Origin of the sequence: Lichenicola sp., assembly GCF_965198575.1 — a bacterium.
Taxonomy (GTDB): Bacteria; Pseudomonadota; Alphaproteobacteria; order Acetobacterales; family Acetobacteraceae; genus Lichenicola.
The window spans coordinates 1,372,140-1,393,074 of the sequence record NZ_OZ240671.1 but is presented as its reverse complement, the minus strand read 5'-3'; the positions used below and the strand labels follow the sequence as shown (position 1 = coordinate 1,393,074).

Here is a 20,935-nt window from a genome sequence, read left to right as displayed (position 1 = left end):
GATGGCCATGGGGTTCTTCAACCGGCTCAAGGAAGGCCTGTCGCGCAGCACGCAGAAGCTCGGCGGCAACCTCACCGCGGTGTTCGCGCACCGCCGGCTCGACGAAGCCGCCCTCGACGAGCTCGAGGAGCTGCTGATCGCGGCCGACCTGGGGCCAGCCGTCGCCGGCCGGGTGATCGACGAGTTCCGCCGCAGCCGCTTCGGCCGTGAGGTGACCGACGAGGAGGTGCGGATCGCGCTATCGGCCGAGATCGCCCGCGTGCTGGAGCCGGTGGCGATCCCGTTCGTACCGGACCCGGCGCTGAAGCCCCATGTCGTGCTGGTGGTCGGCGTCAACGGCACCGGCAAGACCACGACGATCGGCAAGATGGCGCTGCAGTTCGGCCGTCAGGGTCTGAAGCCGATCCTGGTCGCCGGCGATACCTTCCGCGCCGCCGCCGTCGAGCAGCTGCAGATCTGGGGCGAGCGGGTGGGCGCGCCGGTCATCTCGGGGCCGCCCAACTCCGATGCCGCCGGCCTGGCGTTCGAGGCCCTGAAGCGAGCCACCGCGGAGGGCGCCGACCTGCTGCTGATCGATACCGCCGGGCGGCTGCACAACAAGGGCGCGCTGATGGAGGAGCTGGCGAAGATCATCCGCGTGCTGCGCAAGTTCGACGCCACCGCGCCGCATTCGGTGCTGCTGGTGCTGGACGCCACCACCGGTCAGAACGCCATCGAGCAGGTGCGGGTGTTCAAGGAACTGGTCGCGGTGACCGGGCTGATCGTCACCAAGCTGGATGGCAGTGCCCGCGGCGGCATCGTCGTGGCGCTGGCCGAGACGTTCGGGCTGCCGTTGCACGCGGTCGGGGTCGGCGAGACGGCGGAGGACCTGCGTCCGTTCTCGGCCACCGAGTTCGCCCGCGGGCTGGTGGGCGACACCGTCCGGCTGGTTGCCGGCGGCCCGCCCGCGTCCTAACGGACCTCGATCGCGACCAGGTTGTGGACTTCGCGCCCGGGCTTGCGGTCGCCGGGGACGACCAATTCGAGGCCGCCGAGCGACCTGCCAGCCTGCCGATATGCGATGAGGACCTGCTTCTCGGCAAAGCCCGGATCCAGCTCGGCTACCGACGGCGCCACCCCTGTAGCCGTCGCGGCCCTCTGCCATGATGACGTGCTGCAGGTGGGTCTTGCGAGCGACCGCATCGGCGACGCCGTCACGGTCAGGCGAACGCCAGAGCAGCGGGCCGGTGAAGCTGGCGGTGCCGGTGCCCTGGTCCGTGGCGTTGGAGACGGTTGGGGCCGCCGTCGGCAGGTGCTGCAGGTCGCTGAGCGTCAGTGTCGCAGGATGCGCCGGCGGGCCTCGGTCGGAGGCCGCCGGTTGCCGTCTGCACCACGACGCCTTGCCCGCCAGGAACCATTGTGGTGGCGAGCAGGGTCGTCGCGCGCGACCTCATGCCGCCATCCGCGCTAGATCAGCCGCCAGGTCACCACGACGCGACGGTTCGCGGCGGCTGCCGGATCGGCTGCGTCTGCCGGATCGGACGCTCCAAGCGCCTGCAGCAGCAACCGGTTTGCAGGGATGCCACGCGCCACCAGCGCCTTCTTGACCACTTCGGCACGCCGCGCCGAGAGCAGCAGGTTGGCATACTCGTCGCCGGTATTGTCCGAATAGCCGGTGGTGAACATCAGGACCGGGTTGGCGTCGCGAAACAGCCGGGCCGCCAGATCCAGCTTCTTGTCGGCTTCCTGGGTCAGGGCCGAACCACCATGCGGGAAGGTGATGTCGATCTGGTCATTGGCGACCGCCTTCACCTCTTGGCCGGCGCTCGGCTTGGTTGCCAGCGGAACGTTCGGTGGCGCCTGTACCGCTGCGGCGGCCTCGTTGTTTCCGGGTGAGGGGTGAGCGCAGCCTGCAAGCAACGCTGTCGAGGCCAGCACTGCCCCAAGGTAACCAAGCCTCGTCCGATCGATCATGAAACAGTTCCCCCTCTCCAAGAGTTCACAAGCCGCGAGACCGATATCGCGAGAATCCTGCAGACGTTTCCATCCCGGTCCACCATACACATCCTTGTGTTATAATCTGGGCGCGGGCCGTCATGCGGAACATTGTCGCTTTTATCGGACTGTCTTTGGTCGTCATGGCTGCTCCCCGCCTAGCATCTGCCGATGACCAGGCAGGCATCGCGGAGTTCCGGTCGGGCGCCTTCGCGGAGGCCTATCGGACCTGGCGTGAGGCTGCGGATGCCGGCGATGCCAGGGCAGCGCGTTTCATCGGGGTCATGTACGACGCCGGCGAGGGCGTGCCGCAGGACCAGGGCCGGGCGCTCGTATGGTATCGCCGGGCCGCCGACCTGGGTGACCCGGTTGCGATGTTCAACGTCGCGGTGCTGTACGATGCCGGCAGGGGCGTGGCGCCCGACCACGCCAAGGCAGCACGGTGGTATGCACGTGCTGCCCGCCTGCATGACGGGCGCGCCGAATACAACCTGGCGTTGATGGCCAGCTCGGGTGACGGCATCCCGCGCAACCCCGTTTTCGCCCGCAGGATGTTCGCTGCTGCCGCCCGGGACGGCATCGCGGCGGCGGCGGCGCGCGTGCATGCGCGCCCTGCGGTGGTGCCGCCGGATCCGCAGGATGCCACCTTCGCCGAGGCGCAGCAGGCGCTGCTGTCACGCGATGCCGGAGCGAAGTCGGTAGCGGTTTCGTTGTTCAGGCGGATGGCGGAGGGGCAGGGCGCGTCCGCATCGCTGGCGCAATACGATCTCGCCTGGTGTATCGAGAACGGTATCGGCGCGACGCAGGACCGGGAGCAGGCCTACCGACTGTACCTACGCGCGGCGGCAGGGGCCGCGGATGCCAGCCTCCGGCAGCTCGCGGAAGCCGGCGCCTTGCATCTGCGCACCCAGGTCCAGGTCTCGACGCTGGTCGTGCCATCCAATTGAGCGGCACGCTCGGCTCTTGTCACCGAGCCGGCGCACTCCCGGCCGTCCAGCCGGTCGGAGGTGCGGGAAACACCACCCGCGCCCCGGGTCTGATCGGCTCGGGGTTGGCCGCCACGACGTCAGAGAAGGGCGGTGGCGTCACGTCCCGATAGACCCGCGCATAGAGCGACTCGAGCGTATCGCCGGGCTGAGCCTGCAGCAGCAGCGCAGCCGCAGGTGGCGGGAGTGGGGCCGGTAGCGGCATCGGCATCCGGGGCGCTCGCGGCGCCGGAGGCGGGGCCGGTGACGGAAGTGGCGCGCGGACCGGTGGCGGTGGCGCTGGAACCGGTGGCTCCGCAGGTGTCGGCGTGATCGGGGCAATTGGTTGTTGCGGCGCCGGCGCCGGCGCCGGTGCGGACGGCAGCGGTGGCGCAGGCGGCGGCAGGGACGGCGCGGGCGGCGGAAGGGACGGCGCGGGCGGCGGCAGGGGCGTGACGCCGACCGGATGCGGCGCCGGCCGCCCCCCGGGCAGGATCGCATAGATCACCAGCCCCGCGACTGCCACCACCGCCAGGATGGCGACCATGATGCGCAGCATGATCCCACGTGGCGGCGCCTCGGCCTGCGGTCGATCGAGGCTGCCGGTTGCCGGTGCAGCTTGGATCGGCGCGCCGTCGCCTTCGGGAGGCAGCGTGAAGCGCCCACCGAGTGCGGTCGCAAGCGCCATCAGGCGCGCCCGCCGGAGCGCCACGTCGAGGTCACGAGAGGACCCGAACAGGAACTGCAGGCCGCCATGTTGCGCGGCGGCCTCGGCGGCGACGTCCAGTTCGCTCAGGAGCGCCGACGACGCACTGTCGAAATCGGCGATCACCAGCAGCAGCCACGCATCCGGCGTGGCGCGTGCCGCATGCGCCTTGCCCACGACGTCGCGGAGATGATCGGGGGTGGCCGCGAGCGCCTGGAAGCGCACCGGCTGCAGCTTGTTGCCGAGCCGGCCATGCAGATGATCGATGATCCTGCGGATCGCATCGCCAGTCCGGACCGGCGATCCGAACAGAAGAGCGCCCGGACCGCCCTGCAGCAGGCTGTAGGCGGCATCCTGCGCCAGGCCGGCTGTCGTATTCTGCGCCCGGTTCGGGCCCGCCTGTGAGGTGGTTCCGGATCTGTGGTCGGTGTCGGACACCGGCGCCACGCCGTCGCTCCCGCTGCCCGTTGGAGCGTTCAATGCAGGTCCTTGGTCATGACACTGAGAGCAGGTCGTCCGGGATGATCACGTCCTGGAATCGCTACTGCACCGGGATCGAGAGGCTCATGCCGCCGCCATTGTGGCGGTGACTGGTGCGGTCGTCGATCGTCGATCCTGGCGCGTAGCCGTCACCGGAGAATGGTTTGGCCGCACCGTAGAAGCTCGGGCCGACGCTGGCCTGATCCTGCGCCGCGAGGGCCTGCGGGCTGAGCCCGGGCTCGTCGAAATCCTCGTTCGGCAAGGGTGCCGGCCGCAATGTCTGGGCGTGCGCCTGGATCACGAGGGCGCCGGTCGATCCGCGGGGCATGGCGTCGCGCATCGGACCCGTCTGGGCCAGGCTGCTACTCTCGAACGTCGCCATCGCGGTCGGATCGAGCGACTGCACATGCTGGGTCGTCGCGGTGCCGGCCTCCTCGGCAGAGGCCGTTGCGGCCAAACAGGCCGGCGCGCCGACCAGCAGCAGAACGGGCATGATCCAGACGAGCCGCTTCATGTCGGGCTTCCAGGCATCTGATGAGGGGAACGCAACGGCTCATGCGGCCGAGGCGGTTGCAACCTGCCCTCTCCGCGCGGGTCGTCGATAGGGTTGCCGAAAGGCGCCAGCAACGGCCCCTGGCCCACGCGCTGCCAGGCATCCAGCGCCCAGTGCACGGACGGGAAGGCGATTTCGCCCCAGGGTATCCCGGCCCAGTCGAACAGGCCGATTTCCAGGCTCTCCGGCCCGGCCTCGGCGACCGGATCGCCTGCGTCGGCGAAGCGGGCACGATAGATGATCTGCACCTGGCCGATGCGGCTGATGTCGTAGATCGCCAGGATGCCGTCGAGCGTGATGCGGGCACCGGCCTCCTCGAGGACCTCGCGCTTCGCACCTTCCGCGGAAGTCTCGCCGAGCTCCAGATAGCCGGCGGGAAGCGTCCAGAAACCCTGCCGCGGTTCGATCGCACGGCGGCACAGCAGAACCCGGTCCTCATGCACCACGACGGCACCCACGATCACCTTCGGGTTCTCGTAGAACACGTGGCCGCAATCGAGACAGGAGAGCCTCTCCCTCTCCTCTCCCTCAGGCTGGATGCGGGCGAAGCGCGACATGAAAAGAGCGTGAGGGAATGCAACCGGCGTTTCAACCGGTAATCCACCAAGCGTAACCGAATGACTCCGATTGTGATCCACTACGCCGAGATGTCGAGCCGGCTGCCGCGGCGCGACGGACCGACCACCGGCGCCGGGGAGGTGTTCGCGCTCGACGGCCCGGAGGATGAGGTCACCGTCGCCAGGACGCGCCCCGTCGCCTGCGCGACGGCAGGTCCGGTGGTCGAGAAGGCCGGGAGGGTGGTGCTGGAGATCATGGCGGGACCACACTGCCCCGCCATGATGAACAGCCGGTTAACGAACCGGCGGCGACTTGCTCAGGTCGGCAAGGCGATGCCGCGCAGCGAGGTGAGCGCCTGGATGCCGGGCAGCGTCTTGCCCTCGAGCCACTCGAGGAACGCGCCACCGGCGGTCGACACGTAGCTGAACTGGTCGGCGACACCGGCATGGCGCAGCGCCGAGACGGTATCGCCGCCACCGGCCACCGACCGCAGCGTGCCGGCGCGGGTCAGCTCCGCCACGGCACGCGCCAGGGTGTTGGTGCCGACATCGAACGGGGCGATCTCGAACGCGCCGAGCGGGCCGTTCCAGACCAGGGTGCGCAGCTTCGCGACCTCCTCTGCGAGGTACCCGACGGTGAGCGGTCCGGCATCGAGGATCATGCTGTCGGCCGGTACCGCGTCGATCGCGACCGTCTGGTTCTCGGCATTCGCCTTGAACTCGCGGGCCACCACGCAATCCACCGGCAGCAGGATCCGGCAGCCGCGCGCCTCCGCCTGCGCCATGATGGCGCGCGCGGTGTCGTGCATGTCGGCCTCCTGCAACGAGCGGCCGACCTCCACGCCCTGTGCCGCCAGGAAGGTGTTGGCCATCGCACCGCCGATGATCAGCACGTCGACCCGGCCCAGGATGTTGCCGATCAGGTCGAGCTTGGTGGAGATCTTGGCGCCACCGACCACGGCACCCACCGGCCGCTCCGGGTTCTCCAGGGCAAGCGTCAGCGCGTCGAGCTCGGCCTGCATCAGCCGTCCGGCATGCGACGGCAGGTGCTTGGCCACACCCTCGGTCGAGGCATGCGCGCGATGAGCGGCCGAGAACGCGTCGTTGACATAGATGTCGGCGAGCCGGGACAGCGCCAGCGCCAGCTCGGGATCGTTGGCTTCCTCGCCGGCGTGGTAGCGGGTGTTTTCGAGCACCAGCACGTCGCCGTCCCGCATCGACGCCACCGCCGCTTCCGCCTCGGGCCCGATGCAGTCGGCCGCGAACAGCACCGGATGGCCGAGCACCTCGGCCAGTGCCACGGCAACCGGAGACAGCGACATCTCCGGCACGCGCTTGCCCTTCGGCCGGTCGAAATGACTGACCACGATCACCCGCGCGCCCTTGTCGGCGAGCTCGCGGATGGTCGGCGTCAGGCGCTCCAGGCGGGTGAGGTCGGTGATCCGACCCTCCCGCACCGGAACGTTCAGATCCGCTCGCAGCAGCACCCGCTTGCCGGCGCAGTCGAGGTCATCGATCGTCCGGAAGGACGCGGCTGCGAGCGCCATGCTCAGAGCGCTCCGAACACGGCCGCGGTGTCGGCCATGCGGTTCGAGAAGCCCCACTCGTTGTCGTACCAGCCGCACACGCGGACCAGCTTGCCGCCATCGATCAGCGCCGTCTGGGTGGCGTCGAACGAGCACGATGCGAGCTGGTGGTTGAAGTCCGAGCTCACGCAGGGGTCGGTCGAATAGACCACGATGCCCTCGAGCGGGCCGGACGCGGCGGCGGTCTTGAACAGCTCGTTCACCTCGGCGATGGAGCCGGGGACCTTGCCCGGCACGAAGTCGAGCGACACCAGCGACACGTTCGGCGTCGGCACCCGGATCGCCGTGCCGTCCAGCTTGCCCTTGAGCTGCGGCAGCACCAGCCCGACCGCACGGGCCGCACCGGTGTTGGTCGGGATCATGTTGATGGCAGCACCACGGGCCCGGTGCAGGTCCTTGTGCAGCGTGTCCACGGTGCGCTGGTCGCCGGTGTAGGAGTGGATGGTGACCATGTAGCCGCGCTCGATGCCGTATGCGTCGTCCAGCACCTTGGCCATCGGCGCCAGGCAGTTGGTGGTGCACGAGGCATTGGAAATCACGGTCATGTCCGACGTGATGGTGTCGTGGTTGACGCCGAACACGATGGTCGCATCGACGCCGTCGGCCGGTGCGGACACCAGGACCTTGCGGGCGCCGGCGGTGATCAGCTGCGCCGCGGCTTCCTTCTTGGTGAACAGGCCGGTGCATTCCAGCGCCACGTCGACGCCCTGGTAGGGCACCTTCGCCGGATCGCGCTCGGCCGACACCTTGATCGGGCCGTAGGTGCGGCCGTTCGCCTCGATGGTGATGGTGTCGCCCTCGGCCGTCACGGTGCCGGGGAAGCGGCCATGCACGCTGTCGTAGCGCAGCAGGTGGGCGTTGTCGGACACCGAGCCGAGATCGTTGATGGCGATCACCTCGACGTCGGTGCGCCCGCTCTCGATGATGCCGCGCAATACCAGGCGGCCGATCCGGCCGAAGCCGTTGATGGCAAGCTTAACAGCCATTGAGCTAGTCCTCTTCCTTGAGCTTTGTGTGCGACGAGATGCCGAGGCGACGGCGAACCCGTGCCGCGACCGCTTCGGGGGTGATGCCGAAATGGCGGTAGAGCGTGTCCGCCGAAGCCGCGGCGCCGAAGCCGTCCATGCCGATGAACACGCCGCCCTGTCCCAGCCAGCGCTCCCAGCCGAAGCCGGAGGCTGCCTCGATGCCGATCCGCGGCACCTCGCCGAGAACGTCGTCACGATAGGACGCCGGCTGCGCGGAGAACAGTTCCCAGCATGGCAGCGAGACCACGGCGACCGCAACTCCGCTCTCCTCGAGCAGGGCCTGGGCTGCCAGTGCCACGGCGACTTCCGGGCCGGTGGCGATCAGCGTCACCTGCCGCGGACCGCTTGCAGGCGAGAGCACGTATGCGCCGCGCGCGCAGCCGATACGGCTCCCTGCTGCCGGACGCGACCCGTTCCAGCTCGACTGGGCCGGTGGCTGGGCCTGTGTCTGAGGCAGCGGGCGCGGGCAGAGCGCGATCAGGCTGGGGCCGCCGGTGTGGCGCAGCGCCAGTTCCCAGCAGGCCACCACCTCGGCGGTATCGGCGGGCCGGAACACCGACACGTCCGGCATCGCCCGCAGGCTGGCGAGCTGCTCGACCGGCTGCCAGCCGGCACCGTCCTCGCCGAGCGCCAGGCCGTCATCGGTGAGCAGGTAGATCACCGGCTGCCCCATCAGCGCGGCGAGCCGGAGGGCTGGACGCATGCGGTCGATCGAGACGAACGAGGCGCCCAGCACCGGCCGCAGCCCGCCATGCAGCGACAGCCCGTTCGTCAGCGCCGCCATGCCGTGTTCCTGCACGCCGCAGGCCAGGTGACGCGCCGGCCGGTCGGCCAGGCCCATCGCACGCAGGGTATCCGGCAGCCCACCGCCGACACCGGCACCGGCGCTGGAATGCAGCGTCACCATCTCCGGCAGCAGGCCGCACAGCAGAGCCAGTCCCTGCCGCCCGGCGGCGAGGGTGCCTGCAACCGGACCGGGAGCCGGTGGCGTCGCCATCATCCTGGACAGTTCCTGCTGGAGACCCGCCGGCTGCCCCGGTTGGTGTCCTGGCGGCTGCGTCGCTTGGGACCTGGTCCAGGACTGGGTCCAGGCCTGCTGCCAGGTGGCCGGCAGCACGGCACGTCCGGCACGCTCGAACTCCTGACGGAGACGGTGCCGCGCCAGGCGCCGCAGCCAGCCGCGCCGGGCACCCGCACCACGCATGCCGATGCCGAGCCACGCATCGGAGGAGTGCGGCAGCTCATGATCGGCCGGTGCCGGCGCGGGCTGCGACCCGGCGTGGCAGGCGATCAGGGTCGGCCGCCGGACCCGCAAGGCGCCGGCGATTGCGGCTGCGATCGCCTCCGGATCGGATCCGTCCACCCGTCGCACCGCCCAACCGCAGGCGGCAAAACGGGTCATCGCCTCCGGGCCCGATCCCCCGGATGCTCCGGCCTGCATCGCCTCGTCGTTGGCCGCATGGGCGTCGAACAGCACGACCAGCTTGTCCAGGCGCATCTGGCCGGCAAGTGCCGCCGCCTCGAGCGAGACGCCGGCTGCGAGGTCGCTTTCGCAGGCGAGCACCCAGGTCCGGTGATCGACGAGGGTGCGTCCGAACCGGCCGGCCAGGGCACGCTCGGCCATCGCCATCCCGACCGCGGTCGCGAACCCCTGGCCGGGTGGGCCGACAGCGGTCTCGATCGCCGGATGCTGGCCGTGGCCGCAGCGGGCGCCGACGTCCTCGTGTCCGGTCAGCCGGAGCAGTGCCCGCAGCAGTGGCATGAAGCGGCCGGACGAGAGCACGAAACGATCGCGGTCGGGCCATCTCGGATCTGCCACGTCGAACCGCAGGAACCGGCTCCAGAGCACCGCGGCGGCCGCCTCCATGCCCCCGACCGGCGCTGCAGCGACAGTCGCGGTGACCTGCCCGGTGACCTGGCACACGTCCGGGGCGGACATGCGGTTGCGCTCGTTGCGGTCCCTCTCGCGGAGACCTTCCGCGAGCATCGCCCGGATGGCGTCGACCAGATGGCCGGTCTCGTCGGCCGACATCATGACGTCGGCGGTGACGAATGCGTCGTCGGCACCCGACTCGTTCAGGTCATGCGCCTTCGCACCCGGCGAACCGTGCGTCTCCGTGTCCGGAACGCCGACCTCCATCACGCCTCCAGGGCCCCACGTCTCGAAGGGGTAACGGCAATGCCTGACGGCCGGGCCGGATGCCGCCGGATTGCAGTGTCGCACGGTTCATAGGCGGCTGCGGACTGGCGCCGCAACCCTTGCTGGGGCGGGTCCTTCCTGCGACGGTCGAAACGCCATGCAGATCGCCACCCCGACGACCCCCGCCGTAATCACCCTCTCCAGGCCACGTCGCGCCGGGGTGGCGGCATTCGCGTGCCGGCCCGGCTGGTCGTCGCGGGTCGTGCCGGTGGTCGGCTTGCTGGTGTGCAGCGTGCTCTCGGGCTGCAAGCTGATCGACCAGAAGACCTTCGATCCGTCGGCCGGCCGCCGCCCGATCGCCCACGTGCCGCCGGCAAGCCCGGCACCGCCGCCACCCCTGCCGCTCGCCTCGGTGCGCTACCAGGCGGACCCGGCGACCTGGCAACCTGGCCTTGCCGACATCGTGCGGATGGCGCTGGCCCGCAAACCGGAAGCGCTGTTCCAGGTCGAGACGCTGGTGCCCGCAACCGGCACTCCGCAGGCGCAGGCAGCCGCCCTGTCCGCCGCCGGGCATGCCGGCGGCGAGGCGGTGGCGGACACCATCGTCTCCGCCGGCGCATCGAGCGGCCAGGTCGAGATGTCGGCCCGCACCGACCCGTCGATTAAGCAGCCCGAGGTGCAGGTGTTCGTGAAGTAGAGTGGCCGTCCGGCCCTGGGGAGAAGGGGGGCCGTCCGGCGCGGGAAGTAGGGGGGCCGTCCGGCGCTGAAGTAGGGGGGCCGTCCGGCCCCGGGAAGTAGCTCCGCCGGCGGCCGGGGCTCCTCGTGACGTCGCTCGCCCGCGGCCGGGCTCAGTGCGCGCGTTGCGCCGCTACCGCCTGGCGCAGGTCGGCGAGCTCGACGGCGCCCGGGATCGTCTGGTCGCCGATGATGAAGGTGGGCGTGCCGGTCAGGTGCAGCGTGCGCGCCAGTTCCACGTTGCGGTTCAGCACGCTGCTCACCGCGGGTGACTTCATGTCCTGCAGCAGCCGCGGCACGTCGATTCCGACCGCCGACGCGAGTGTCCTGATCCGGTCCAACCCTGGCGCGCCGCTATCGCCCATCAGGGCCTGCTGCAGCGGCTTGTACTTGCCTTGCAGCGCGGCGGCCTGGATCGCCTCGGCGTCGATCACGCTGTTCGGCCCGAGAATCGGGATCAGCTTCTCGACCACCCGCACCTGGCGATCCGAGCCGATCAGCGTGTCGAGCGTCGGCAGCACCTTGCGGCAGTACGGGCAGCGCGGATCGTAGAACTCGACCAGCGTCACGTTGCCGGCAGGATTGCCCAGGATCGCGTCGCCCGTCTGGCCGGTCAGGGCCCCGCGGTTGGCCTGCAGTGCCGCACCGGCATCGGCGTCATCCTTCTGCTGTGCCGAGGCGCGCAGCGTGGTGATCGCGTCGGTCAGGATGCTCGGGTCGGTCTTCAGCGCCTGCCGCACGATGGCGACGATCTCGGCACGCTGCTCCGGCGAGAAGCTTCCCGTCACCATAGCGGTCTGTGGCGCCGTCTGGGCCCGCGCAGGCAGGCTCGTCGCGGCGAGGCTGAGCCCGAGCAGCAGGTGCCGCGCGAGACGCCACGTGCGCCGGGAAGGATGCGGGACTGGATGACGAAACTCGGGCAACGCGCTCTCCCGCTCATGGCGACGCGACGCGATGTAGCATCGCCGACCCGCCACCGCGAGACGTCCCCGATCCTGGCGCGTGGTTGCCGCAACGACCGAAGCCGTCTAAGGGCAGGCGGCGATGGAAGGCGGCATTTCGGGATGCACAGCCGGGTCGCCGACCGATTGACGGAGATCAAAGGCGTGCCGAACCTCGTTCCGGCCTCGAGTGACCGACCGGCACAGCCGACCGTGGCCCCGCTCCCCAGCACCCAGCGCTCCGCTGTCGCGCGGGCCTTCCGCCTGGCGCTCAGCCTGTCCGTCAGCGTGCCGCTCGTCGCCTGCGGCAGCGTGCAGAAGGTGCGCAACCTCGTCGAAGGTCCGCCCTCGCCCTATCTCGCGGGCTATATCGGCAACGTCGTGGCGGACGAGCCGGTGGCAGCCCTGACCGGCCGCGATGTGCTGGCGCGTGGCGGCAATGCGGCGGATGCGGCGGCGGCGATCGGCATGGCACTCGCGGTGACATTGCCCTCGCGTGCCTCGCTCGGCGGCGGTGGGGCGTGCCTGGCCTACAAGCCGGGCGGCAACCGTGCGCCCGAGGCGTTCCTGTTCGTGCCGGTCGGTGGCAGCGGTGCCGCGGGCGTGGCGTCGGGCCGGCCGGCCGCGGTGCCGATGACCGCGCGCGGCCTGTTCCTGATGCAGGCGCGCTACGGCAGCGTCGCGTTCGAGGATCTCGTCAAGCCGGCCGCCAGGCTCGCCCGCTCGGGCGTCACCGTGTCGCGGGCGCTGGCCGACGACCTGGATGCGGTGCGCGGTCCGTTGCTGGCCGATGCCGGCGCCCGCGCGATCTTTGCAGCCGGCGGCACACCGGTGGCGGCCGGCGACCAGCTGGTGCAGCCGGACCTGGCCTTCACCCTCGACCGACTGGCCCTGGCCGGGGTCGGCGATCTCTATACCGGCCTGCTCTGGCAACAATTCACCGATGGCGCCGATGCGGCCGGCGGTGGCCTGACGCGCGCCGACATCCGCGACTCCGTGCCCTCGGAAACCACGCCGCTGCTGGTGGCCGGCGAGAGAGGCGACGGCGGTGCGGCGCGCGTGGCGTTCCTGCCGCCGCCGGCGGATGGCGGTCTTGGCGCAGCGGCGGCGTTCCGCGCGAGCGAGGCCGGTGGCGACGGCGGCACCATCGCCAATGCGATCGTCGGCGCCTGGCGGGCGAGCCATCCGGTTGGCGCCAATAGCGGCAACGACACCGCAGAAGCGCAGTCGGCGCTGGATAATCTCGGGAGCCAGGTCGCTGGCACGCTCGGCCGGTTGCCCGCCTCCACCGCGTTTACCGTGATCGACCGCAATGGCGGCGCGGTCGCGTGCGCGCTCACCATGGACAACCTGTTCGGCACCGGCCGCGTCGCCGGGCAGACCGGGATCGTGCTCGCAGCCTCGCCGGCGCGGTTCCCCCGGCCGTTGCTGGCCGCCGCGATCGCCTGGAACCCGAATGCCGGCAGCTTCCGCGCCGCAATCGCCGGGTCCGGACAGAACGACGCCGCCGCTGCCGTCGGGGCCGCAATGGCGCGTGCGCTGCGTGGCGAACCGACAGCGCCGGTCACCGACACCGGGCGCGTCAACGCGATCGTCTGCCCGCATGGGCTGCCGGGCGACCACAGCGCGTGTGTCGCCAGCAGCGATCCGCGTGGGGCCGGCCTTGCCACGCGCAGCGACTAGCCACCACCCGACGGTTCGCCGGAACGGGTCGCGATGCTGAAGGTTGGGGCAGGCGCGTCGCTGCAGCCGTTCCTGGCGATGGAAGTGGTGCGCGCGGCCAACGCCCGGCAGGCGGCGCTCGCGGCCGGTGAGCCCCGGATCATCCGGCTCGAGGTCGGCCAGCCGGCCACCGGTGCGCCGATGATCGCGATGCAGGCGGTGCAGCGCGCACTCTCCGACGTGCTGCCGATGGGCTACACCGAGGCCCAGGGGCTGGTGTCGCTGCGCCAGCGGATCGCCCGGCACTACGCCGAATTCTACGACGCCACGGTGCCGATCGAGCGCGTCGTCGTGACCACCGGCGCGTCCGGCGGGTTCCTGCTGGCGTTCCTGGCGGCTTTCGATCCCGGCGACCGCATCGCGCTGGCGAGCCCGTACTACCCACCCTACGTCAACATCCTGCACGCGCTCGGCATGCAGCCGGTGGTGCTGCCGACCGACGCCTCCAGCCGGTTCCAGCCGACCGTGGCGCTGCTGGAAGCGATGGCCGAAACCCCGGAAGGCCTGCCGGACGGGCTAATCGTCGCCAGCCCCTGCAATCCGGCCGGCACCACGCTGGACGCCGACGAACTCGCGAGCCTGGCGCGGTTCTGCCACGCGAACGGCATCCGCCTGGTCAGCGACGAGATCTATCACGGCCTGAACTGGGAGACGCCGCCGGCCACCGCGGCCGCGTTCAGCGACAGCGCCATCGTCATCAACAGCTTCTCGAAATACTGGAGCATGACCGGCTGGCGGGTCGGCTGGCTGGTGCTGCCCGAGGACCTGCTGCGCCCGGTCGAGCGGCTGAAGCAGAACCTGTTCATCAGCGCGCCGCACGTCTCGCAGATCGCCGCCGAGGCCGCCTTCGACGCCGGCGACGAGATCGCCGCCAATCTCGATCGCTATCGCCGGTCGCGGGCGCATCTGCTGGCACGGCTGCCGCAGGTCGGGTTCGACGATCTCTGCCCGGCGCAGGGCGCCTTCTATATCTATGCCGATATCGGCGCCCGCAGCCACGATAGCACGAGCTTCTGCGCCAGGCTGCTGGCCGAGGTCGGGGTGGCTGCCACGCCTGGCGTGGATTTCGACGCCGTGCGCGGCCATCGCAGCATCCGGTTCAGCTATTGCGGCCCGGAGGCGGACATCCTCGAGGCGACCGATCGCCTGGCCGCCTTCCGTGGCTGAACCGACCGTCGCGGTGATCGGCGCCGGGCCGGCCGGTCTGGCTGCGGCCGAACTGCTGGCACCACGTTGCAGGGTCACGGTGTACGACCGGATGCCGAGCCCCGGGCGCAAGCTGCTGATGGCGGGGCGGGGCGGCCTCAACATCACCCATTCCGAGCCGCTCGAGAGCTTCCTGCAGCAGTACGAGGCGGCCGAGCCCTGGCTCCGTCCGGCGATCGAGGCGTTTCCCCCGGCGGCCCTGCGCGACTGGGCCGAGGCGCTGGGTCAGCCCTGCTTCGTCGGCAGCAGCGGCCGGGTGTTTCCGCGCGCGATGAAGGCGTCGCCGCTGCTGCGTGCCTGGCTCGCGCGGCTGGACGGGCTCGGCGTGACCCTGCGCACCCGCTGTCGCTTCGCCGGCTTCGACGATGCGGCCGCCGTGCGGCTCGACACCCCGGACGGCCCGGAGCTGATCCATCCCGATGCCACGTTGCTGGCGCTCGGTGGTGCAAGCTGGGCCAGGCTCGGCTCCGACGGCGCATGGAGCGGCCCGCTTGCCGATGCGGGTGTGCCGGTGGTCCCGTTCCGGCCGGCGAATTGCGGCTTCGTCGTCGGCTGGTCGGCACCGTTCGCCGAACGCCATTCCGGCACGCCGCTGAAGTCGGTAGCGCTCCGGTCGGGCGATCGCATGTCACGCGGCGACATGATCGTGACCGCGGACGGCCTGGAGGGTGGTGCGGTGTATCCTCTGGCGGCGGCTCTGCGTGACGAGATCGAGCGTACGGGGCGCGCCGTGCTGACGCTCGATCTGCGGCCGGACATGCAGGCTGCCGAACTCGCGGCGCGGCTCGCCCGGGTGCGCGGCCGGGAGAGCCTGTCCAACACGTTGCGCAAGGCGCTGTCGTTGGCGCCGGTGGCGATCGGGCTGCTGCGCGAGATCGGCGATACGCCCCCGCCGCGCGATCCGGTGGCACTGGCGGGGCTGCTCAAGGCGCTGCCGATCGTGCTGACAGCCCCGGCCGAGATGGACCGCGCCATTTCCACCGCCGGCGGCGTCTCCATGCAAGGTGTGGACGACCGCTTCATGCTGCGTGCCCGCCCCGGCAGTTTCGTCGCCGGCGAGATGCTCGACTGGGAGGCCCCCACCGGCGGCTACCTGCTGCAGGCCGCGATCGCCACCGGCCGCGCCGCCGCCCACGGGCTACTGGCCTGGCTGGCGGAGCGCATACCATGACCGTCGCGATCGAGGTCGGCTTTCGCGTCGAAACCGGCCCTGACGGTGGGCCCTCCGGCCTTGGTGAGCCGGCACGATGACTGTGGCATTGGAGATCGGCGCCCGGGTCGAGATCCGTCGCACGGGCTGGTTCTCAAGCCTCGGCGGGCGCGCCGCATGACCGTCGCGATCGAGATCGGCACCCGGGTCGAGACCGGGTCCACCGGCGGCCTGACAGGCATCGGCGAGCCGGCGCTGCTCGACCTCGAGGAGCTGCTGTCGACGCGCCTGCTGGTGCAGGGCAATTCCGGGTCGGGCAAGTCGCATCTGCTGCGCCGCCTGCTGGAGCAGAGTGCCGCCTGGGTGCAGCAGGCGGTGATCGATCCCGAGGGCGACTTCGTCAGCCTGGCCGAGCGCTTCGGCCACCTGGTGATCGATGCTGCCGAGCATGACGAGGCCGGGCTTGCCGCCGCCGGTGAGCGGATGCGGACCCACCGGGTGCCGGTGGTGCTGAACCTCGAGGGCATCGACGCCGAGCAGCAGATGCGCCGCGCCAGCGCCTTCCTCGGCGGCATGTTCGATGCGCCCCGGGAGAGCTGGTACCCGGTCCTGGTGGTGGTCGACGAGGCGCAGCTGTTCGCGCCCGCGGTCGCCGGCGAGGTGTCCGACGAGGCCAGGCGCGCCTCGCTCGGGGCCATGACCAACCTGATGTGCCGCGGTCGCAAGCGCGGGCTGGCCGGGGTGATCGCCACCCAGCGCCTCGCCAAGCTGGCCAAGAACGTCGCCGCCGAGGCCACCAACTTCCTGATGGGGCGCACCTTCCTCGATATCGACATGGCGCGCGCCGCCGACCTGCTCGGCATGGAGCGGCGCCAGGCGGAGAGCTTCCGCGATCTCGGCCGCGGGCGGTTCGTGGCCCTGGGTCCGGCCTTGTCGCGTCGGCCGATCACCGTCGGAATCGGCGCGGTGGTGACCGAAAGTCGTTCTGCCGGCCCGGGCCTGCTGCCGCTCGCACCCGCGGCCTCCGAAAAGGACATGCGCGAGCTGATCCTGACGCCGCCCTCATCGACCGGCACGCCGCGCCCCCGGCGCATGCCCGGACCGCCGCCGCCGGACATCCTGGCGCAGCTCTCGGCTCACGGGGCGACCCGGGCCAGCGCTCCCGGATTGCCGGATGCAGGGGACGGCGGTTTGACCCGCGCGTCGCCCGTGCAGCCGACGCTGGAGGACGCCGCGCACGACCGCCAGCGCATGCAGGTCGTGCTGCGCGCCATGCTGGCCGATCACGACGCGGAGCCGGAGGCCGGTTTCCGTCCGGTGCACGTGCTGTATCAGGATTTCCTGGTGCGCTGCCGGATCGAGGGTCTGGGACGCGACGCGCTCGATCTTGCCGGCTTCCGAAAGGCGCTCGCCACCGCGCGCGCCGGTCTCGACGAGGTCGGTGCGGAGGCGCCGGACTGGCAGGCGGTGATCCGCACCGGGGCGTCGCTGCCGGAGGATGTGCAGGGCGTGTTCCTGCTGGTGGCGCAGGCGGCCCATCGCCGGCTGCCATGCCCGTCCGACCTCGAGATCGCCCGCGCCTACGGCACCCACTCGACCGGCCGCGCCCGTCGCCAGCTGCATTATCTCGAGGAGCGCGACGTGCTGGTGTTGCGCCAGGATGCCACCGGCCGGCGCATCGCCGTGATTGTCGGGCCGGGGTGGGAAACGTTGCCGGGTGCGGCGGCGTAGTGCTGCTGCCCCGCCGTTCCCGGCCCTGACGGGGTGATCTGGCGGCGGCGGTCGGCTCATGCTTTCCTGCGGCGCCGATCAGGGCTCCGGACGACTGCCACGAGGAAATCAATGATCCGTCGCCTCTCGCCGTGTCTCGCCGCCGCCGTCACGACGCTCACGATCCTGGCCCACCCTGACCTTGCCAGTGCCGGCACCAAGGCCGGCGTCACCATGCCCGACACCCTGCAGGTCGACGGCACCACCCTGGTGCTGAACGGCATGGGGGTGCGGGCTTTCACCCTGCTGCACATCAACGGCTATGTCGGCGCACTCTATCTGCCGCAAAAGACCAGCGATGCCGGCGCGGCGCTGTCGGAGAAGGGCCCCAAGGCGCTGTTCATGCAGTTCCTGCGCGGCGCCGCGGTCGACCGGGTGCACCAGATGTATCTGGCCTCGAGCAGGCTGTATTGCTCGAAACACGTCTGCACCGATGGCGACAAGGTGGCGTTCGAGAAGCTGCTCGGGACCGTGCGCCCGGTCCAGCCTGGTGATCGCACCGGCTTCATCGTCACCGACAGCGGCGTGCAGGTGCTGTTCAACGGCGCCCAGGTGACGAAGATCGACGACCCGGCCTTCGGCCGCACCATCCTGGATTCCGACCTCGGCACCACCCCGCCGTCCGAGGAACTCCGCGACGGCCTGCTCGGCAAGTCGAGCAGCTGACGCATCGGCTGGTGGCCGTAACGGTCCGTTAATCCTCTGCGTCTTATGGTCGAGCGTGCGAACGCCTCGACATGTCGCGAAGGAAAAAACGGTGAGCGCAGCGCGGCCCGGTCTCAACATCCGGGCAAAATTCCTCCTGGCTTTCGGACTGGTGTTCTGCAGCACCATTGGTCTCGGCGTCTTTTCGATGGAGCGGCTGCAGGCCGTCAGCGCCGTGGCGACCGAACTGCGCACCAAGTGGCTGCCTGCGAGCCGCGCCCTTGGCGACATGGCACGGTTCTCCGAACGCTTGCGGGTCAACCAGGCGCTTCTGGTCGATGCGACAGGCGCTGCGGCGAGCCACGACGCAGGTGAAGTGCAGCAGCAGGCACGGCTTTTCAACGACGTCTTCCGGACTTACCTGGCAGCGATCGCGCCTGGTGAGGAGAGCCACCTTGCCAGTCTGATAACGGATGCATGGGGCCGTTTCGGCCAGCTGTCGGACAAGTACACGGAGATACTAAGCCGCGGCACAAAAACCGAGCAGGTCGCCTTCCTGAACGGGGAACTCAGCGTAGGCATGAAGGCTGTTCGTGCCGCCATCAGCAACGACCTCGATTTCCAGCTCCGCAGCGGAAAGGAGGCGGGCCTTCTTGGAGCGTCCCTGGCCGACTCTGCCCACACATGGATCCTTGCCACCCTCAGCGCGATGGCTGCACTGAGCCTCTTCATCGGCTGGTCGATGATCCGCGGCATCGCCACGCCGATCAGCAGACTGACAGTCGCGATGGGGCAGTTGGCCGACCGGGATATGGCGATCGTCATCCCCGGTCTCGGCCGACGCGACGAGATCGGCGGGATGGCCGCTGCAGTCGGAGTTTTCAAGGACAACATGATCGAGGCAGAGCGGGTCAGACTCGATCAGGAAACATCGAAGGCCGCTGCGGCAGAAGCGCAAAAGGCCGCGATGAACAGGACTGCCGACGCATTCGAAACGACGGTGGGCACGCTGGTGTCGATGCTGTCGTCCGGTGCGACCGAGCTGCAGGCGACGGCGCAGTCCATGTCGGCGACCGCGACCAGTACCGACCGACAGGCGACCACGGTTGCGGCGGCCGCGGGTGATGCAAGTAAGGGTGTGAATACCGTCTCCGCGGCGGCCGAGGAGCTCGCCTCATCGATCAACGAGATCAGCAGGCAGGTTGCCCACTCGGCGAAGATCACCGAAAAAGCGGTGGAGGACGCGAGGCACACCGATACGATCGTGCAGGCGCTGGCGGACGGTGCGCGAGCGATCGAAGGTGTCGTGCAACTCATTACCGGTATCGCCGCGCAGACAAATCTTCTGGCGTTGAATGCCACCATCGAGGCTGCCCGGGCGGGGGATGCCGGCAAGGGGTTTGCCGTGGTGGCCGGCGAGGTCAAGAACCTTGCAATGCAGACCGTCAAGGCAACCGAGCAGGTCGGTGCCCAGGTCTCGCAGATCCAGGGCGCGACGGAGGAAGCCGTAAGGGCCATCAGGGCAATCGGCGCGACCATCGAGGAATGCAACGCGATCGCATCGAATATCGCGTCTGCGGTCGAGGAGCAGGGCGCTGCCACGGCCGAGATCGCCCGGAACGTGCAGCAGACTGCTGCAAGCACGCAGCAGGTCACAGCCACGATCTCCGGAGTGAGCCAGGCTGCCAACGATACCGGCGCGGCGGCAGCGCAGGTGCTGGGTGCGGCCGATGATCTGTCACGCCGGGCCGAGCAGCTGACGCAGGAAGTCGCCAACTTCGTCGCCGGAGTTCGAGTCGCCTGAACCTGTTTCGGATCAGCGGCGCGCTAGGCCGTTCGTTGCATCAACGTCCGCACATGCGCAGCAACGGAGGCAGCGAGGGCGTCCAGGTCGTAGCCGCCCTCGAGCACCGAGACCAACCGGCCCTGGCAATGACGGTCGGCAACCTCGATCATACGCTCGGTGATCCAGGCGAAATCGTCGGTTCCGAGTTCCAACTGGGCCAGCGGGTCGGCGTGGTGGGCGTCGAAGCCGGCGGATACCAGCAGCAACTCCGGTGCAAAACGATCGAGGGCTGGCAGGATGGTGTCGCTCCAGCCCTTCCGGAAGGCGGCGGACCCACTGCCGGGCGGTAGCGGGAGGTTGACCACGTTGCCGTCGATGCCGGTTTCGGAGGCCGCACCGGTGCCCGGGTAGCACGGGTGCTGGTGGCTGCTGGCGAAGAACATCGCCGGATCGTCCTGCAGCATCGCCTGCGTGCCGTTGCCATGATGCACGTCGAAATCGACCACGGCGATCCGGCGCAGACCCCACCGCGACTGCGCATGTCGGGCCGCGATCGCCACCGTGCCGAACAGGCAGAACCCCATTGGGGTCGCGGCTTCCGCATGATGCCCGGGCGGTCGGACCGCCGCGAAGGCGGCCCCGGCCTCGCCATCCATGACCGCGTCCACCGCGGCACACGCGCCGCCGACACACCGGAGCGCCGCCTCGACGCTGCCGGCACTCATCAGGGTATCGGCGTCCAGTCGGACCACCTCGCCCACGGGCGGCCGGATCGCCAGGATGCGCGCGATGTACTCGGCCGGATGCGCCAGCCGGAGCAACGCGTCGTCGGCCACCGGTGCCGACCGGCGGTGCAGGGTCGCGAAATCCGGATGGTCGAGCGCCTGCAGCACCGCGCGCAGGCGATCGGGGCATTCCGGATGGTCGGAGCCGGGATCGTGGTCCAGGCAGGCCGGGTGGGTTAACAGGACGACGCTCATCGGATGAGCAT

General features: G+C 70.2%; 20 protein-coding genes. 9 read left to right on the top strand and 11 right to left on the bottom strand.

The window, feature by feature from the left end:
* Window position 1: 1 nt before the first annotated feature.
* Window positions 2-955, top strand: a complete 954-nt coding sequence (gene ftsY, locus ACOEQ2_RS06545; RefSeq protein WP_419730575.1) for a signal recognition particle-docking protein FtsY — start codon at window positions 2-4, stop codon at window positions 953-955.
* Here ftsY and ACOEQ2_RS06540 read toward each other — a convergent pair.
* Both ACOEQ2_RS06540 and ACOEQ2_RS06535 read right to left on the bottom strand, forming a co-directional pair.
* Window positions 952-1,116: a hypothetical protein gene (locus tag ACOEQ2_RS06540; RefSeq protein WP_419730574.1), complete on the bottom strand. Its 165-nt coding sequence runs from the start codon at window positions 1,114-1,116 to the stop codon at window positions 952-954. The genes ftsY and ACOEQ2_RS06540 overlap by 4 nt on opposite strands.
* A 330-nt stretch (window positions 1,117-1,446) precedes the next feature.
* Window positions 1,447-1,953, bottom strand: a complete 507-nt coding sequence (locus ACOEQ2_RS06535) for an OmpA family protein (RefSeq protein WP_419730573.1) — start codon at window positions 1,951-1,953, stop codon at window positions 1,447-1,449.
* A gap of 164 nt (window positions 1,954-2,117) precedes the next feature.
* Between ACOEQ2_RS06535 and ACOEQ2_RS06530 the strand changes: the two genes are divergently transcribed.
* Window positions 2,118-2,921: a tetratricopeptide repeat protein gene (locus tag ACOEQ2_RS06530; protein WP_419730572.1), complete on the top strand. Its 804-nt coding sequence runs from the start codon at window positions 2,118-2,120 to the stop codon at window positions 2,919-2,921.
* 19 nt (window positions 2,922-2,940) lie between these two features.
* Here ACOEQ2_RS06530 and ACOEQ2_RS06525 read toward each other — a convergent pair whose 3' ends face one another.
* The 7 genes from ACOEQ2_RS06525 to ACOEQ2_RS06495 form a co-directional block, all read right to left on the bottom strand.
* Window positions 2,941-4,125, bottom strand: coding sequence for a hypothetical protein (locus ACOEQ2_RS06525; protein ID WP_419730571.1), 1,185 nt, complete (start codon window positions 4,123-4,125; stop codon window positions 2,941-2,943).
* A gap of 61 nt (window positions 4,126-4,186) precedes the next feature.
* Window positions 4,187-4,639, bottom strand: coding sequence for a hypothetical protein (locus ACOEQ2_RS06520; protein ID WP_419730570.1), 453 nt, complete (start codon window positions 4,637-4,639; stop codon window positions 4,187-4,189).
* Complete coding sequence (locus ACOEQ2_RS06515; protein ID WP_419730569.1) at window positions 4,636-5,235, bottom strand: NUDIX hydrolase; 600 nt, start codon at window positions 5,233-5,235, stop codon at window positions 4,636-4,638. The genes ACOEQ2_RS06520 and ACOEQ2_RS06515 overlap by 4 nt, the downstream gene beginning before the upstream one ends.
* An 80-nt stretch (window positions 5,236-5,315) precedes the next feature.
* Window positions 5,316-5,492, bottom strand: coding sequence for a hypothetical protein (locus ACOEQ2_RS06510; RefSeq protein WP_419730568.1), 177 nt, complete (start codon window positions 5,490-5,492; stop codon window positions 5,316-5,318).
* 60 nt (window positions 5,493-5,552) lie between these two features.
* Window positions 5,553-6,782, bottom strand: coding sequence for a phosphoglycerate kinase (locus ACOEQ2_RS06505; protein ID WP_419730567.1), 1,230 nt, complete (start codon window positions 6,780-6,782; stop codon window positions 5,553-5,555).
* A 2-nt stretch (window positions 6,783-6,784) separates the two neighbouring features.
* Window positions 6,785-7,807, bottom strand: a complete 1,023-nt coding sequence (gene gap, locus ACOEQ2_RS06500; RefSeq protein ID WP_419730566.1) for a type I glyceraldehyde-3-phosphate dehydrogenase — start codon at window positions 7,805-7,807, stop codon at window positions 6,785-6,787.
* 4 nt (window positions 7,808-7,811) lie between these two features.
* A complete protein-coding gene (locus tag ACOEQ2_RS06495) occupies window positions 7,812-9,989 on the bottom strand; it encodes a transketolase-like TK C-terminal-containing protein (RefSeq protein ID WP_419730565.1) in 2,178 nt (725 codons plus the stop codon).
* A gap of 157 nt (window positions 9,990-10,146) precedes the next feature.
* Between ACOEQ2_RS06495 and ACOEQ2_RS06490 the strand changes: the two genes are divergently transcribed.
* Window positions 10,147-10,686 carry a hypothetical protein gene (locus ACOEQ2_RS06490; protein WP_419730564.1) on the top strand — a complete coding sequence of 180 codons (540 nt, stop codon included), beginning with the start codon at window positions 10,147-10,149 and terminating at the stop codon, window positions 10,684-10,686.
* A gap of 151 nt (window positions 10,687-10,837) precedes the next feature.
* On the opposite strand, the gene ACOEQ2_RS06485 is transcribed toward ACOEQ2_RS06490, so the two are convergent.
* Window positions 10,838-11,647 carry a DsbA family protein gene (locus tag ACOEQ2_RS06485; RefSeq protein ID WP_419730563.1) on the bottom strand — a complete coding sequence of 270 codons (810 nt, stop codon included), beginning with the start codon at window positions 11,645-11,647 and terminating at the stop codon, window positions 10,838-10,840.
* A 183-nt stretch (window positions 11,648-11,830) separates the two neighbouring features.
* Between ACOEQ2_RS06485 and ACOEQ2_RS06480 the strand changes: the two genes are divergently transcribed.
* From ACOEQ2_RS06480 to ACOEQ2_RS06455, 6 genes are all read left to right on the top strand, one after another.
* On the top strand, window positions 11,831-13,348 hold the full coding sequence (locus ACOEQ2_RS06480) for a gamma-glutamyltransferase (RefSeq protein ID WP_419730562.1): 1,518 nt from the start codon (window positions 11,831-11,833) through the stop codon (window positions 13,346-13,348).
* 33 nt (window positions 13,349-13,381) lie between these two features.
* Complete coding sequence (locus ACOEQ2_RS06475; protein ID WP_419730561.1) at window positions 13,382-14,554, top strand: pyridoxal phosphate-dependent aminotransferase; 1,173 nt, start codon at window positions 13,382-13,384, stop codon at window positions 14,552-14,554.
* Window positions 14,547-15,764 (top strand): TIGR03862 family flavoprotein, encoded by a 1,218-nt coding sequence (locus ACOEQ2_RS06470; RefSeq protein ID WP_419730560.1) that lies wholly within the window; start codon window positions 14,547-14,549, stop codon window positions 15,762-15,764. Before ACOEQ2_RS06475 ends, ACOEQ2_RS06470 begins: the two co-directional genes overlap by 8 nt.
* A gap of 156 nt (window positions 15,765-15,920) precedes the next feature.
* Window positions 15,921-17,474: a helicase HerA domain-containing protein gene (locus ACOEQ2_RS06465; RefSeq protein WP_419730559.1), complete on the top strand. Its 1,554-nt coding sequence runs from the start codon at window positions 15,921-15,923 to the stop codon at window positions 17,472-17,474.
* A 111-nt stretch (window positions 17,475-17,585) separates the two neighbouring features.
* A complete protein-coding gene (locus ACOEQ2_RS06460) occupies window positions 17,586-18,179 on the top strand; it encodes a chalcone isomerase family protein (protein WP_419730558.1) in 594 nt (197 codons plus the stop codon).
* Window positions 18,180-18,270: 91 nt separating this feature from the next.
* Window positions 18,271-19,962: a methyl-accepting chemotaxis protein gene (locus ACOEQ2_RS06455; protein ID WP_419730557.1), complete on the top strand. Its 1,692-nt coding sequence runs from the start codon at window positions 18,271-18,273 to the stop codon at window positions 19,960-19,962.
* 23 nt (window positions 19,963-19,985) lie between these two features.
* Here the strand turns inward: ACOEQ2_RS06455 and ACOEQ2_RS06450 are convergent, their stop codons facing one another.
* On the bottom strand, window positions 19,986-20,924 hold the full coding sequence (locus ACOEQ2_RS06450; RefSeq protein ID WP_419730556.1) for a histone deacetylase family protein: 939 nt from the start codon (window positions 20,922-20,924) through the stop codon (window positions 19,986-19,988).
* Between the last annotated feature and the right edge of the window lie 11 nt (window positions 20,925-20,935).